The sequence below is a fragment of the Protofrankia symbiont of Coriaria ruscifolia genome, assembly GCF_900634745.1.
In the GTDB taxonomy this organism is placed as follows: domain Bacteria; phylum Actinomycetota; class Actinomycetes; order Frankiales; family Frankiaceae; genus Protofrankia; species Protofrankia californiensis.
Window position 1 is genome coordinate 21,274 of the sequence record NZ_CAAAFR010000080.1, and the last position, 14,426, is coordinate 35,699.

The 14,426-nt window shown below is 65.2% G+C and carries 12 protein-coding genes; 11 read left to right on the top strand and 1 reads right to left on the bottom strand.

The features are described from left to right. The first annotated feature begins 175 nt into the window (after window positions 1-175). Both CV1CTNOD_RS11170 and CV1CTNOD_RS11175 read left to right on the top strand, forming a co-directional pair. Window positions 176-1,345 carry a helix-turn-helix transcriptional regulator gene (locus tag CV1CTNOD_RS11170; protein ID WP_131786047.1) on the top strand — a complete coding sequence of 390 codons (1,170 nt, stop codon included), beginning with the start codon at window positions 176-178 and terminating at the stop codon, window positions 1,343-1,345. Beyond that, on the top strand, window positions 1,342-2,550 hold the full coding sequence (locus CV1CTNOD_RS11175) for a helix-turn-helix transcriptional regulator (protein ID WP_131786048.1): 1,209 nt from the start codon (window positions 1,342-1,344) through the stop codon (window positions 2,548-2,550). Before CV1CTNOD_RS11170 ends, CV1CTNOD_RS11175 begins: the two co-directional genes overlap by 4 nt. Window positions 2,551-2,731: 181 nt before the next feature. Here the strand turns inward: CV1CTNOD_RS11175 and CV1CTNOD_RS11180 are convergent, their stop codons facing one another. Further along, window positions 2,732-3,949, bottom strand: coding sequence for an acyl-CoA dehydrogenase family protein (locus CV1CTNOD_RS11180; RefSeq protein WP_131786049.1), 1,218 nt, complete (start codon window positions 3,947-3,949; stop codon window positions 2,732-2,734). 575 nt (window positions 3,950-4,524) lie between these two features. Here CV1CTNOD_RS11180 and CV1CTNOD_RS11185 point away from each other — a divergent pair. From CV1CTNOD_RS11185 to CV1CTNOD_RS11225, 9 genes are all read left to right on the top strand, one after another. Next, window positions 4,525-4,740, top strand: a complete 216-nt coding sequence (locus CV1CTNOD_RS11185) for a hypothetical protein (RefSeq protein WP_131786050.1) — start codon at window positions 4,525-4,527, stop codon at window positions 4,738-4,740. A 40-nt stretch (window positions 4,741-4,780) separates the two neighbouring features. Then, a complete protein-coding gene (locus tag CV1CTNOD_RS11190; RefSeq protein WP_131786051.1) occupies window positions 4,781-5,278 on the top strand; it encodes a ketosteroid isomerase-related protein in 498 nt (165 codons plus the stop codon). A 105-nt stretch (window positions 5,279-5,383) separates the two neighbouring features. After that, a complete protein-coding gene (locus tag CV1CTNOD_RS11195; RefSeq protein WP_242606594.1) occupies window positions 5,384-6,310 on the top strand; it encodes a nitronate monooxygenase in 927 nt (308 codons plus the stop codon). A gap of 7 nt (window positions 6,311-6,317) precedes the next feature. Then, the gene (locus tag CV1CTNOD_RS11200; protein WP_131786053.1) at window positions 6,318-7,892 is read left to right on the top strand and encodes an AMP-binding protein; all 1,575 of its coding nucleotides are present in this window, start codon (window positions 6,318-6,320) and stop codon (window positions 7,890-7,892) included. 157 nt (window positions 7,893-8,049) lie between these two features. Beyond that, on the top strand, window positions 8,050-8,538 hold the full coding sequence (locus CV1CTNOD_RS11205; protein WP_242606595.1) for a flavin reductase family protein: 489 nt from the start codon (window positions 8,050-8,052) through the stop codon (window positions 8,536-8,538). A gap of 57 nt (window positions 8,539-8,595) precedes the next feature. After that, on the top strand, window positions 8,596-10,110 hold the full coding sequence (locus CV1CTNOD_RS11210; protein ID WP_131786055.1) for an aldehyde dehydrogenase family protein: 1,515 nt from the start codon (window positions 8,596-8,598) through the stop codon (window positions 10,108-10,110). Between the two features lie 106 nt (window positions 10,111-10,216). Continuing rightward, window positions 10,217-11,428 (top strand): acetyl-CoA C-acetyltransferase, encoded by a 1,212-nt coding sequence (locus tag CV1CTNOD_RS11215; protein ID WP_131766722.1) that lies wholly within the window; start codon window positions 10,217-10,219, stop codon window positions 11,426-11,428. Between the two features lie 29 nt (window positions 11,429-11,457). Continuing rightward, a complete protein-coding gene (locus CV1CTNOD_RS11220) occupies window positions 11,458-13,626 on the top strand; it encodes a 3-hydroxyacyl-CoA dehydrogenase NAD-binding domain-containing protein (RefSeq protein ID WP_131786056.1) in 2,169 nt (722 codons plus the stop codon). A gap of 162 nt (window positions 13,627-13,788) precedes the next feature. Continuing rightward, entirely contained in the window at window positions 13,789-14,274 is a 486-nt protein-coding gene (locus CV1CTNOD_RS11225; RefSeq protein WP_207386353.1) for a hypothetical protein, read from the top strand. Window positions 14,275-14,426: the final 152 nt, after the last annotated feature.

A 14,426-nucleotide genomic window follows, 5' to 3' on the forward strand; every position in this document is an offset into this window, starting at 1 on the left:
GACGAGGTGACTTGACGACGTGACCTGAATCACCTACGGTTTGTCCCGAAGTAAATTCTGCAACACATGGACCTGGGCTCTGGGGCTGTGGCTGACTTTGCCAGAGGGGGCGACGGACGTCGGGGGGCGCTGTCGTCGCGATCGGTCACACTTCGGATGTGGAGGACAAGGGACAGTGGCGTCACCATATTCCACTACTACATTGGCACAGGCAGACCTCCGGGTTCGGCAGGGGCTGCTGGTCTCGGCATTACATGTGGCGGTGGATGCGGCTCCGGCCGAGCCCGGCAGCCGGTTGGCCTCGGCTCTTGCGGCCAGGCTCGAGCGGATTGACGGCGAATCCATCGGCACGGAACTCCAGGCGGGGCACTCCGCCCGGGCCTGTGACCTCCTTGCCGAGCTCAGTGCCGTGCAGACCGATCTGCGCGAGCGCACGTTGGGAATGCCGTTCCAAGCACTGAGCCGAATCCGCGAGGAGCTCGCTCGGGTGCGCCGGGCAACGACCTCCGCGGAGGTCATCGCGTCCGCTCCGGCCGCCTTGTGCGCGGCCTGTGGATTCGACCGGGCGATGATTTCCAGCCTGCGCGGTTCGACCTGGCTGCCGGCTACGCTGCATGTCGAGGTCGACACTGACAGTGCGGTCAACGCGGCGTTTCGGGACTTCATCCAGGACTTGAGGATTGCGTTGACGTCCTCGATGCCCGAAGCCGAACTCGTCCGCCGGAAGGCGCCGGCGCTGATCCAGAACGCGCAGTCCGAGACCCGAGCCTTCCGTCCACTGATCGAGGTGTCCCAGACGCGAGAGTATGTCGTCGCGCCGATCATCGCGGGTGGTTCGGTCGTCGGCTACCTACACGCGGACACATATTCGTCGGGGCGTCGCCTGACCGGTGACGACCGCGACCGCATCCAGATCTTCGCCGACGGCCTCGGCCTGATCCTCGAGCGCACGGTGCTTCTCGAACGCCTTGCACTGCAGCGCGAGCGGATCGGGAAGGCGTTCTACGCCGCCCGAACGATGACCGAGGGGCTCAGCGCCGCCCCGGTCCAGCTCGTGCGGCAGAACATTCCGGCTACGGAATCCAGGCCGCCGGTGTCGCTGCCGTCCATGCTCGCGGCCTCGGCGCCCCGTCTCCCGGACGGGCTCACCCCACGGGAGCGGGAGGTGCTCGCTCTGCTGGCCAGCGGAGCGACCAACGCACAGATCGCCGATCGCCTGACCGTTTCCGAAACTACGGTGAAATCACACGTGAAGCACATCCTGCGCAAGTTGCACGCGTCGAACCGAGCCGAGGCGATCGCCCGGTACCTGTACCTCGCGCGCAGTCAGGACCGCGCGTTATGACCGCGGCGGCCCCTGACCGCAAACCCAGCATGTTTGCGACGCCTGCCGGCGACCGAGGTTGGCGACGGCGTGGACGTGATCTCGCCGCTCGCATCGAATTCATGCATTGTGAGGTTCGTGCTGCCCTCCACGTGGAGCCGACGGCATCCATTGTTCCCGATGGCCTGTCGACGTCGGCCGAGGTCGTCTCCACCCTGACCGGGCACTGCATCGACCGGTTACGAGTCGTCACCGGTCCAGTCAGCGAGGCCGGCCTACACCTGTACCGTCTCATCCTGGATCTACAGGAACTCGCTTTCGACCTCTACCAGTACGACCTGAACCTGCGCACACGGCGGTTCGCCGACTGCGCCGCCGGACTGCAGCGTCTGCGAGGGCTGCCGAGCTCGACTGACCTGCTGGATCAAGTGTGCGAAGAACTGGTACATCGCTGCGGGTTCGGTCGCGCGGTGCTCTCGCGGGTGGAGAACGGCGTCTGGCGTCCGTGGATGGCCTACTTCAGCAACGGTGACGAGTTCGAGTCATGGTTTGCGCGCTGGGTCGACCAGCCGATTCCACTCGAGGGCCTGACGCCCGAGACCAGGCTGCTGACCGAGTGCCAGCCCACGGTCGTGTACGACACCGCGAGCACGAACGTCCACCGGTCGATCATCGTGGAGTCCGGGCACTCCAAGTCCTATGTCGTGGCCCCGGTGATGCGTGGGACGGACGTCGTCGGTTTCCTGCACGCGGATCACCATCCGTCGTCGCGTCGCGTCGACGATGTTGACCGGGACGTTCTCTGGATGTTCGCCGAGGGCTTCAGCCACGTCTATGAACGAGCCGTGTTGATGGAGCGTCTCCGTACTCAGCGCAACCACGTCCGCGAGATCCTCTCCTCGGCGGTCCAGATGATGAACGAGTTCTGTGACGCGGGCATCGATCTCTCGCGGCATGCGGACACCGGAGCCATGCCTGGCAACGGTGTCCTCCCCGCCCCGATTGCCGCCGCGCACACCGGCGGCGATCTCACCGCGCGGGAATCGGAGGTCCTGGAGCTGATGGTGGCGGGTGCTACGAACAGCGCCATCGCGGAAACGCTCGTCATCGCCGAGGAGACCGTGAAGTCACATGTGAAACACATTCTGCGCAAGCTCGGCGCGGTGAACCGGTCCCAGGCGATCGCGGGATCCCTCGGGATGACCATGCGTGAGGTCAATGCCTGAATCGCGAGTCATGATCGTGGTGAGTGCGGCGCCGATCCTCACCAGATAGCCGATTTTCACCGGATGGTGACGGCGAACCTCTGTGGTGACCGCGGCTGAAACAAGTCGCGGTCACCACAGACAGAGCGCTGTAGTCGGTACAGCGGTCGTCAGTGCAGCGCTCGCCGGTTGAGGTCCACCTCTACGGAGCGCCGAGCAGGCCCAGTTCGGACCGGCCGAGCAGGTCGTAGGCCTGGTCGGTCGTCAGTGGGTGGAACGGTCCGCCACGGGCGTCCCGGTAGAGCCGCTCCAGGACGTGCCCGCGCCGGAAGGCCGAGCCGCCGACCAGACGGAGCGCGGCGTCCGTCACCTTGATCGCCGTCTCGGTCGCGGCGACCTTGGTGACGTCGACGAACGCCGCCCGCGCGATCGGGTCCCACTCGGCGTCACGGCCCTCGATGAGGATCCGGGCGGTCGTCTCCAGCGCCCGGGCCGCCGTCTCCGTCTCCAGCAGAATCTTGCCAAGCCCGTACTGGATGTAGCCGATCCCCTTCAGGGCGACGTCCTTGCCCTCCTGCGTCGCACCGAGGGACTTCTTCTTGAGGATCTCCCGGGTCTCGGTGTAGGCCTTCTCCGCGAGGCCGAGGTAGACACCGGAGAAGCTCAGCGACGCCCACTCGAACTCGCCGAAGAGGCCGTTGCGGAAGTTGCCGCCGTACGACGAGGCCTGCACGTGGACCTTGTCGAAGACGAGCGTGTGGGTGCCGGTCGCGCGCATCCCCAGGGTGTCCCAGGTCTCGATGATGCTGATCCCGGGCGTGTCGATCGGTATGACGAAGACGGACTCGCGGGCCGCGTGCTCCTGGAAGTCCTCGGGCAGCTCTCCGGAGGGGTCGGTGACGGTGGCGTTGAAGGCGACGATGTCGGCCCCCAGGCAGAGGGTGGCCCAGGTCTTCTTGCCGCTGATGTGCCAGCCGCCCTCACCGTCGGGGACCGCCACGGTGTCGGCGAGGCCGGTCAGCCCGGCCCGGTCCTCGCTGAAGGGCCCACAGACGATCTTGCGCTCGTTGACGACCTCGGAGAAGACCCGCTCGCGGGTCTCCTCGTCCAGTAGGCCACGGAAGATACCGATCATGGTCTGGTGCATGTTGAACGCCAGCGCGATGGCCGGGTCGCCCTTGGCGAGCTCCCTGGACACCAAGGTAGTGGTCCAGATGTCGGCGCCGAGGCCGCCGTACTTCTTCGGGACGGCCAGGGCGGGCAGGCCGCTCTCCTTGTAGAGCGGCACGAGCTCGGTCGGAAAGCGGTTCTCGGCATCAGCCCGTGGTCCGGCCTCAGCGAAATGCTTCGCCAGCGAACGGGCTATCTGTATCACCTCGGCCTGCTCGGCCGGGGTTATTTCCACGTCGTGCTTCCCCATACCGCAACTCACTCCCAACCATCGACGACCATGTGCTCGTAAACCTAATCGCGACGCCTCCCGTCGGAATCTCCCCACAGGAGAGATTCTGCCCTTCGATGGGGTGACACAACTCTGGGAACGGCCGCTTGCCAGGGAGATTCCGGCGGCGTGTCACAAGCGTGCTGTCCATGGACGCACTCGGTCCGCGACCGTGGCTTCTCATCGTTACGAGGGCACGGCAAGCCGGTCACCGTCGACCGGCGGGGGATCTTCCGTGGCCGGACTACGCGGCGGCGCGTGCCGCGCTGGCCTGCCGGTTCACCCGAAGGGGCACCGTCTTTACCCCCGGAGGATGAGGCGGCATCTTCAAACTGGTTCTACGGTTGGTTCACCTACCTACCCGCCGACCGGATCGGCAGCGTCTTTCCCAGGTTTCCTGGGGAGGCCGCGGGTGCGTGCGAAAACCATGATCGTGTATCCTTCGGCCCGCTGGTACTCCAGAAGGAGGGGTGACCAGATGTCTTCTCAGCGGTTCGCCGTGTTATCGCTGAAGGCGTTTGGTGAAAGCGCGGTGAAAGCGCACAGCCGGTACGTTGACCAGACAACGGTATCGGGATCCAGTGCTACCGACCGGTGGGAAGCCGTTCAGTACCTCCGGGCAGACCTTCCACGGCTACGACTCCGACGGCCGGATCAGGCGGGAGCTGACGTACTGGGACGCGGCCGCCCCGCTGCACGCCCCGGGCCTGCCGGTGTCGATTCACCGCGGCGTCACCGGCCCGGTGCTCACGGGTGTGATGGTCGCCTGACTCCCAATCAGGCCAACCAGGAGCGAAACGGAGTACATCGATGAGCCGGGCCGCCGAACACGCCGAGCGTTGGACGCAGGCGATCACGAGCGACACCGACGTGGCGATCACTTTGTACACGGACGACGTCGGGTACGAGGACCATCAGGATGCCGACCAGGTTCCTGACACGGCCCCCAGCAAGGCCGACCTCCGGGAGCAGCTTGCTCCGTACGCGAACAAGGATGCCGACAACGGTATGGGAATTCATCGTTTCGAGGTGCTCGAAGCGATCGAAACCACCGGGGGCAACGGGTCGCAAGCCGTCACGATCCTGTGGTGCTGGACCGGTGAGCATCTTGCCGGGTACCAGGGTGTGCCTACCGAGGGCAAAAAGCTCACCACCCGGGGACAAACCTGGCACCACTTCGATGCCGACGGCAGAATCGACCGTGAGCTGACCAACTGGAACGACACACCGGTATTCCAGCAGCTCGGGTTGCCAGTCCGCACCCCGCGCCACTGGGAGAAGGACGTCGATCCCGGTTCGTTGGACTGAACAGGCGGACCGGAGTCGGCGCCGCTGCGCCAATCGTGGGAGGTACCGGTGGCATTACCCCAAGCATGGCATCAACGACTGAGACTTCCGGCGGTGGCGGCGCCGATGACCGACGTGTCGGGCCCCGATCTTGTGATCGCCGCCGCTGTGCACGGCATCATCGGTACTTTTCCTACCCATAACGCGAAAAGTACTGACGAGTTGGACGCATGGCTGTCACACATTGCCGCGGCAACGAAGCGTACTGACTCCGTGTCCTCGCCCGTTGCCCCGGTGGGCGCGAATCTCGTCGTGCACCGATCCAACGCACGGCTGTCCGGCGACCTGGACTGCCTGCTGCGGCATCGCCCCGAGATCGTCATTACCAGCGTGGGGTCTCCCGCGGCAGTGATCGGGCCGTTGCACGATGCCGGCATCCTGGTGCTGGCCGACGTGGCGAGCCTGCGCCACGCCCACAAAGCGATCGAGTCCGGTGTGGACGGCCTGGTGCTGCTGTCCGCCGGTGCCGGCGGACAGACCGGGTGGGCCAATCCGGTCTCCTTCGTACGGGCTCTGCGCAACGACTACGACGGGATCCTGGTTCTGGCCGGCGGCATCAGCGACGGTCATGGTGTCCTGGCCGCTCGGGCCGCCGGTGCCGACCTGGCCTATCTCGGTACTCGATTCATCGCCACAACCGAGAGCCTGGCCTCTGCGGAGTATCGGCAAGCGGTGGTCGAGGCCACGCTCGACGATATCGTATCTTCGGTGCAGGTCAGCGGCCTGTCGGCCAACGTGCTCAGAAGTTGGCTCGAGGCCCACGGCGTGACGCAGGCTCCGCCCACCGGCCTCGACGGCAACACTCATACCGGCTTCGCCCAGGACCGGCTGCTTGCCCAGCCCAACGTTTGGGCGGCTGGCCACTCGGTGTCCGGAATCGACGCGGTTTTCGACATCTCGGTGTTGGCGGAACGGCTTGCGCACGAATACCAACAGGCCCAGGACTTGCTTCTACAAGCCCCGGTGAACGGCATTTCCAGAAGGTGGAGGTAGACCACTCATGTGGGGCACGCTGCCAGAGGTCTTCGATCGGGCCTGTCTGTACTACGCGAATTCGACGGCGATCGTCGATGGCGATCGCCGGCTGACCTACCGGCAGATGCAGACGTGGGCCAACCGGGTTGCTCACGGGCTCGGCACGTTAGGGGTCACCAAGGGGGAGAGGGTCGGCCTGCTCCTGCCCAACGTCTTGGAGTTCATCCCGACCCAGCACGGCATCTGGAAGGCCGCAGCGGTACTGGTACAGCTGCCGACCCGGGCTGCCGCCGCCGGTCATCGGGCCAATCTGAAGCAGACCGCGGCGACCACGCTTATATATCATGCACAGTTCGACGCGATTATCGCCGAGGTGGTCACCGGGTTGCCCGACCTGCGGCGGGTCATTCGACTCGACGACGGACGTGGGCCCGCGGACACGACTGTTCCCGGTATTCTCGACTATGCGACGCACTTCGGCTCTCAACCGGACACACCCCCCTCGGTGGCTATTTCAGAGGATGACGAGGCATATGTGCTCTTCACCTCCGGAAGTACCGGAGAGCCGAAGGGTGTGATCAATTCTCACTTTACGTGGGCGCATTACAGCATCACCGCCGGCCTGGAGATCGGCGACATCCGGCCGGGTGAGGTTTTTGCCCACGGCGCTCCGTTGACCCATTACACCCAGATTTTCGTGATGCCGACCTTTCTGCGCGGCGGCACGAATGTGATGTTGCCGGGGCTGGACGTCAGTACTCTCCTCGAGAAGATCGAGAAGGAGAAGGTGACGGCCACGGCCGTGGTCCCGACGATCGTCTATCTGTTGCTCGATCACCCTGATCGGGCGAAGTTCGACCTCTCGTCGCTCAAGACCATGATCTACGCGGGTGCCCCGATCGCTCCCGAACGTCTCCGTGAGGCACTCGATATATTCGGCCCGATCTTCATTCAGGCCTATGCCGGTACCGAACCGGGGTACGTGTCGTGCCTGCGGAAAGAGGACCACCGGGTGGACACCGAGGAAGGTGTCAAGCGGTTGGCGTCGGCCGGCCGGCCGCTGCCGTATGTGAAGCTGACCATTCAGGACGAGCAGGACCGGCCGCTGCCAGTCGGCGAGCCGGGCGAGATCTGCTCCCAGCAACTCGGACAGATGCTCACCTACGTCGACTCCTCGCGCAACGCGGAGGCGCTGCGCGGCGGCTGGGTCCACACCGGCGACATCGGCTTTGTCGACGACGACGGGTTTCTTTACATCGTGGACCGCAAGAAGGACCTGGTGGTAAGCGGCGGCTTCAACGTCTTCCCGCGGCAGGTGGAGGACGTGCTGCTGACCCATCCGGCGGTGGCTCAGGCGGCTGTTTTCGGTGTACCGCACGAGAAATGGGGCGAAGCCGTATTCGCCGTCGTGGTCACCAAGCCCGACCAGCGTGTCGGCGAGGACGAGCTGATCATCCACGTCAAACATCAGCTGGGCAGCGTACCCGCGCCCAAGTCGATAGTGTTCACCGACCAGCTGCCGGTCAATCCGGCTGGAAAGGTTGACAAGAAGACGATTCGCGCGCCCTACTGGGCCGGCCGCACCCGCCAGATCGGATAGCTCCACCGAACGCCGGTCGCCACCTTCCTGGCAGCGTGTGAACGCCAGCCCGATCGGCCTGCGAGATGAGGAAGAACCCCGAACCATGGGAATGACGATGAGTTCTCATAGTTGTACTGGCCATGCCGGCCCAAGCCTGTCCGAACGGTCTGCGCCGGTGGTTCCCCTCGTGGACTCCACCCACTTCCGTGATGTCCTCTCACGCTTCGCAAGCGGGATTGTCGTCGTGACGGCGATAGCGGGAGACCAGCCGGTCGGCCTGACCTGCCAGTCGTTCACGTCGCTGTCCCTGGAACCGCCGATGGTTCTGTTCTGCCCGGCCAAGTCGTCCACGTCCTGGCCGGCGGTGGCAGCGGCGGGAAACCTGTGCATCAACATCCTCAGCGAAGGGCAGGACGAGGTCAGCAACGGGTTCGCGCGAAGCGGTGCGGACAAGTTCGCCGGAGTCGACTGGACACTGCTGCCCAACGGCTCGCCGGCGCTGGACAGCGCTGCCGCCCACATCGGCGCAAAGGTTGCCGTGATCCACGACGGTGGCGACCACCATATCGTCACCTGTCTTGTGGAGTCCCTGCAGGCACGTGAGGAGCGCAATCCGCTCCTCTATTATCGAAGCAGGTATCGGCACCTCCGAGCGCTGGACTGAGAGCGCCCGTACCGGTCAGCCGTCATTGAAGGTCAGCTGTGTCCAAAGGAGGACAAGATGTCTGTACCGCACTACCAGTTATTCATCGCCGGAGAATGGGTTGATTCCGCGGAGAAGTACGAGATCCGCAGCCCCGCGACGGACGAGCTGGTGGCAACCGTCGCCAAGGGCGGGACGGATGACGTCGATCGTGCGGTTGCCGCGGCCAAGGCCGCGCACGAGGCGGGGCAGTGGCGGCGTACTCCTCCGGAGGAGCGCTCTGCGCTGTTGCACACGGTCGCCGATCGTCTCGAGGAGCGGCTGGAGGAGCTCGCGGCTCTCCAGACCCGCGAGAACGGCGCGACGATCCGCGTCACCGGAGCCCTGCATCTCGGCCTGTCGATCGGCCAGCTCCGGTATATCGCCGACCTCGCGAAGTCCTACGAGTTCGAAAAGCCCGGACCCGAGATCGGACCGATCCCGGCCGCGGGTATTCTGCGCCGCGAACCGCTCGGGGTGGTAGCCGCGATCGTGCCGTGGAACATTCCGCTTCTGGTCATCGTCTGGAAGATCGCTCCGGCGCTCGCCGCGGGCAACACCGTCGTGCTCAAGCCCGACGAGCACTCGCCCTTGGTGGCCCTCGAACTGGCCAAGGAGTTCGAGGCCGCCGGCCTGCCCAAGGGCGTGCTCAACGTCATCACCGGTGACGGCGACCCGGTGGGTGCCTATCTCAGCGGGCACCCGGACGTCCGCAAGGTGGCGTTCACCGGTTCGACCGAAGTCGGCAAGAGCATCCTGAGTAAGTCCGCCGAGACGGTCAAGCGGGTGACGCTGGAGCTGGGCGGTAAGGGGCCGAACATCGTTCTTGATGACGCGGACCTGCCGCTGGCCGTCGATGGAGCGCTGTTCGCGGCCCTGGCCAACAACGGGCAGGCATGTGAGGCGGGAACCAGGCTTCTTGTGCCGAGCACCCTGAAGGACGAGTTCCTCGCCAGGCTGGTGGAGCGGGCGAAGACCCTCAAGCTCGGAAACCCGTTGGATCTTGCGACCGACGTCGGCCCGGTGATCAGCACGGGGCAGCGGGACCGCATCCTGGGCTACATCGAGTCGGCCCGGGCTGAGGGCGCTACCATCGCCCTGGGTGGCGGGGTACCACAAGGACCCGAGTTCGCCGCTGGGAACTGGGTGGAGCCCACCATCGTCACGGACGTCACCAACGACCAGCGCATCGCCCGGGAAGAGGTCTTCGGCCCGGTACTGACCGTCCTGACGTATGACTCTGTGGACGAGGCGGTCAAGATTGCCAACGACACGAACTACGGACTGTCAGCCGGGGTGTGGGGACGGGACGAGTCGCGCGCCGTGGACGTGGCCCGGCAACTGGATGCCGGCATGGTCTATGTGAACGACTGGCATGTCATCAACCCGGCCTATCCGTTCGGCGGAACCAAGCAGAGTGGCCTGGGACGCGAAGGCGGCCCCGACGCACTCGACGCCTACACCGAGCTGAAGTACATCTCGGTCGATCGCTCCGGCGGGCTCGAGAACCGGGCGGCGTTCGCCCTGGTGCTGGGAACGCCGCCCACAAGCTGACGTGGCCTGAGAGTCCGGCGTCGACACGCCGGACTCGAACCCGCCCAGTGCAGACCGTCATGAATGGTCGCCTTTGCCGGCGACATCCCAGGAAGGGTATGTGACCTTGTCAGCCGAGGCGTACATCTACGAGGCAATTCGAACCCCTCGCGGGAAGGGAAAGAAAGGGGCGCTGTACGGGACGAAGCCTCTGGATCTCGTGGTGGGTCTCATCGACGAGGTACGGACGAGACTTCCGCAGCTGGACCCGGCGTATATCGATGACGTGGTCCTGGGAGTCGTCTCCCCGATCGGGGACCAGGGAGGCGACATCGCAAAGGCGGTGGCGATCGCCTCCGGACTGCCGGACACGGTGGGCGGGATACAGGTCAACCGTTTCTGCGCCTCGGGCCTGGAAGCGACCAATATCGCGGCGCAGAAGGTGCGCTCCGGCTGGGACCGGCTGGTCCTCGCCGGTGGCGTCGAGTCGATGTCGCGGGTGTCGATACTCTCCGACGGCGGGCCGTTGTTCAACGACCCGACCACGACCTATGACCACTACTTCGCCCCGCAGGGAATCGGCGCCGACCTCATCGCCACGATCGAGGGTTTCAGCCGCGAGGACGTGGATGCGTACGCCGTACGTTCGCAGGAAAAGGCCGACACGGCCTGGCGGAACGGCTACTTCGCGCGATCGGTGGTGCCGGTCAAGGACATCAACGGAGTCGTGATCCTGGATCACGACGAGCATCGTCGGCCTGGTTCGACAGTGGAGTCCCTCGGCGCGTTGAAGGCGTCTTTCGAAGGCCTCGGCAGGTCGGGCGGATTCGACGCCGTCGCGCTTCAGAAATACCACGAGGTCGAAAAAATCAACCATGTCCACACCGGAGGAAACTCCTCGGGCATCGTCGACGGCGCGGCACTCGTCCTTGTCGGCGGGGAGCAGGCGGGCAAGGATCTCGGCCTCACGCCACGCGGCAGAGTCGTCGCCACGGCGATCAGCGGGGCCGATCCGACCATCATGCTGACCGGGCCGAAACCGGCGACGGAAAAGGTGCTCGCCAGCGCCGGGCTGACGCTGGACGACATCGATCTCTTCGAACTCAACGAGGCGTTCGCGTCGGTGGTGCTCAAGTGGACAAGGGATCTGAAGATCCCCGAGGAAAACGTGAACGTCAACGGAGGAGCGATTGCGATGGGGCATCCGCTCGGCGCCACCGGTGCGATGTTGGTCTCCACGATGCTCGACGAACTCGAGCGCAGGGATCAGCGTCGGGCACTCATCACGCTGTGCATCGGCGGCGGTATGGGCGTGGCCACGATCATCGAGCGCGTGTGAACATCTCGACGGATGCGGGTGGATCGACTATGGCGTACACAGAGACCATCCATTGGGCGCATGACTCCGACGGCGTCGTCGTGCTGACCCTGGATGATCCGCAAGCTTCGGCGAACACCCTCAGCCGGGACTTCGTCGAATCGCTGCAGGGGACCGTCGACAGGCTTGAGCGAGAGAAGGAGACGATCACCGGTGTCGTCCTCACGTCGGCGAAGAAGACCTTTTTCGCCGGCGGCAACCTGAACGAGCTGAAGGCGCTTCGCAAGGAGGACGCTCCGGAGTTCACAGCACATCTGAACCGGATCAAAGGGCTGCTGCGCTCCTTGGAGACCATCGGCAGACCTGTCGTGGCCGCCATCAACGGCGCTGCTCTCGGTGGCGGTCTCGAACTCGCGCTCGCCACCCACCATCGGATCGCCGCCGATGTTGCGGGGAACCAGATCGGTCTGCCGGAGGTCGGGCTCGGGCTACTGCCCGGGTGCGGCGGGGTGGTGCGGACCGTGCGCAGCCTCGGCGTCGTCGACGCCCTCGGGAAGGTGCTGCTGTCCGGAACCCGTTTCAGCCCCGCTGACGCCCTCGAGCTCGGGCTGATCGACGAAATCGTGGCAACCGTGCCCGAGTTGATCACTCGTGCCAAGTCGTGGATTCAACAGAATCCCCAGGCACGTCAGCCGTGGGATGCCAAGGACTACCAGATACCCGGCGGGACACCGGCTTCCCCTTCCCTGGCGTCGGTCCTACCCAGCCTGACGGCCAAGCTGCGTGCTCAGTTGGGCGGCGCACCGCTGGAGGCACCGCGGGCCATAGTCGCCGCCGCCGTGGAGGGCGCGCAGGTCGATCTCGACACGGCGTCGCTGATCGAGACCCGGTATCTGATCCACCTGGCCACCGGTCAGGTGGCCAAGAATCTGATCCAGGCGTTCTTCTTCGACACTCAACAAATCAAGGCCGGTGGTAGCAGGCCGGCTGGGTTCGAACGGTTCCAGGCGACGAAGGTCGGTGTTCTCGGGGCCGGGATGATGGGCGCGGGCATTGCCTATGCGGCGGCGAAGGCCGGAATCCCAGTGGTCCTGAAGGATGTCAGCCTTGCCAACGCCCAGCGGGGCAAGGCCGTCGCCGAGAAAATCGTGGCCAGGGCGCTGTCCAAGGGGAAGACCTCCGAGGCGGAGGCTGCTGCGCTGCTCGGCCGGATCCAGCCGACGGAGGATCCGGCCCGCTTCGACGGAGTCGACTTCGTCGTCGAAGCGGTCTTCGAAAGCGTTGAGCTGAAACACAAGGTCTTCGGCGAGATCGAGGAGATCGTCGATCCGGACGCGGTACTCGGCTCGAATACCTCGACCCTGCCGATCACCCTGCTGGCGCAGGGAGTCCAGCGGCCGGAGGACTTCATCGGCATCCACTTCTTCTCGCCGGTCGACAAGATGTCTCTCGTCGAGATCATCAAGGGTGGACGCACCTCGGATCGAACTCTCGCCAAAGTCTTCGACTTCGTGCAGCAGATCCGTAAGACTCCCATCGTTGTGAACGACAGCCGCGGGTTCTTCACGAGCCGGGTCATCATTGCGTTCCTCAACGAGGCGGTTGCGGCTGTGGGTGACGGTATCGCACCCGCCAGCATCGAGCAGGCCGCGCTACAGGCCGGCTATCCCGCCGGCGCGCTGCAGCTTCTCGACGAGCTGACGCTGACGCTGCCGAGAAAGATTCGCCAGGAGACCAGATCGGCGGTGGAGGCTGCCGGCGGCGTCTGGAAGGCGCACGCAGCGGACGAGGTCATCGACCGGATGATCGACGAGTTCGGGCGCACAGGTCGTTCCGGCGGCTCCGGATTCTATGAGTATGACGAATCGGGCCGTCGGCAGAGGCTGTGGCCGGGTTTGCGCGAGGCGTTCAGGGTGCCGGGCCGCACGATCCCGTTCGACGATCTCAAGGAGAGATTGTTGTTCGCTGAGACGATCGAGGCCGTACGCGCACTGGACGAGGGAGTCATCGAGTCGGTAGCCGATGCCAACATTGGCTCGTTGTTCGGCATCGGCTTCCCCTCGTGGACCGGTGGCGTCTTCCAGTACATCAACCAATACGAGGGGGGACCGGCTGGATTCGTGGCGCGGGCGCATGAGCTGGCCGAGCGTTACGGCGAACGGTTCAGCCCGCCGGACTCCCTGGAGCGTGCGGCGGCCACGGGCACGTTGTACGTGTAATGGACAGACGCCGTGATGCTCTTCACGGCGGATCCATGCCCTTCATGCTTTTTGTGGCGCGGCCGGAGGCCTTGAGGAAACCTGCCTGGTCGAAGGCCGTGCGATCATGCTTTTTGTCGCGCGGCCGGAGGCCTTGAGGAAACCTAGGCTGGGAGGGAGTGAATGTCGGTGTCTGTGGGGCTGAGCGCCGGGCCGGGTCTGGTTGACGACGGCCGGCTGGCCGATGCTGGTGACCAGGCGGGCCAGCCTGATCCGAAGGTGCGGGTGAGGGCGCAGAAGCGGTCGTTCAGCGCCGATTACAAGCTGGCGATCTTGGCGGAGTACGAGGCGGCGACGTCACCGGGTGCGAAAGGTGCTATCCTCCGCCGAGAGCGGCTGTACGCGGCGCATATCGCGTTGTGGCGCCGGGCCCGGGACGCCGGCGCCTTGGCAGAGTTGTCAAGGCCGATCGGCCGGCCGCCGGCGGATGCCCGTGACACCGAACTCGCTGAGCTGCGCGCGAAGAACGGGCGGTTGGAGAGAGAGCTGGCGAAGGCCCAGCTCGTGATCGATGTCCAGGGAAAACTGCACGCGCTCTTGGAAACGTTGTCCGGGAGCGCGCCCGCGGACAACGGCGTGCCGGTCTCCTCGAGGAGACCGAGCGGGTGATGGAGGATGCGATGGTCGTGCTGGTACCGGAGATCGGTGTGGCGGCGGCGTGTGCCGCGGTCGGCCGGTCCCGGTCCACGTATTACCGGCAGCATCGAAGAAGCTCGTATCCTTCACAACTTCTGTCCCGAAAAGGTTGCCCGGTTGTGGCG

What these genes read in the sequence shown, in the direction of transcription:
- CV1CTNOD_RS11195 (WP_242606594.1), top strand. Translation starts at nt 5,384, where the DNA reads ATGACCGACGTGTCGGGCCCCGATCTTGTGATCGCCGCCGCTGTGCAC.
- CV1CTNOD_RS11220 (WP_131786056.1), top strand. Translation starts at nt 11,458, where the DNA reads ATGGCGTACACAGAGACCATCCATTGGGCGCATGACTCCGACGGCGTC.
- CV1CTNOD_RS11225 (WP_207386353.1), top strand. Translation starts at nt 13,789, where the DNA reads ATGTCGGTGTCTGTGGGGCTGAGCGCCGGGCCGGGTCTGGTTGACGAC.
- CV1CTNOD_RS11200 (WP_131786053.1), top strand. Translation starts at nt 6,318, where the DNA reads ATGTGGGGCACGCTGCCAGAGGTCTTCGATCGGGCCTGTCTGTACTAC.
- CV1CTNOD_RS11210 (WP_131786055.1), top strand. Translation starts at nt 8,596, where the DNA reads ATGTCTGTACCGCACTACCAGTTATTCATCGCCGGAGAATGGGTTGAT.
- CV1CTNOD_RS11180 (WP_131786049.1), bottom strand. Translation starts at nt 3,949, where the DNA reads ATGGGGAAGCACGACGTGGAAATAACCCCGGCCGAGCAGGCCGAGGTG.
- CV1CTNOD_RS11175 (WP_131786048.1), top strand. Translation starts at nt 1,342, where the DNA reads ATGACCGCGGCGGCCCCTGACCGCAAACCCAGCATGTTTGCGACGCCT.
- CV1CTNOD_RS11190 (WP_131786051.1), top strand. Translation starts at nt 4,781, where the DNA reads ATGAGCCGGGCCGCCGAACACGCCGAGCGTTGGACGCAGGCGATCACG.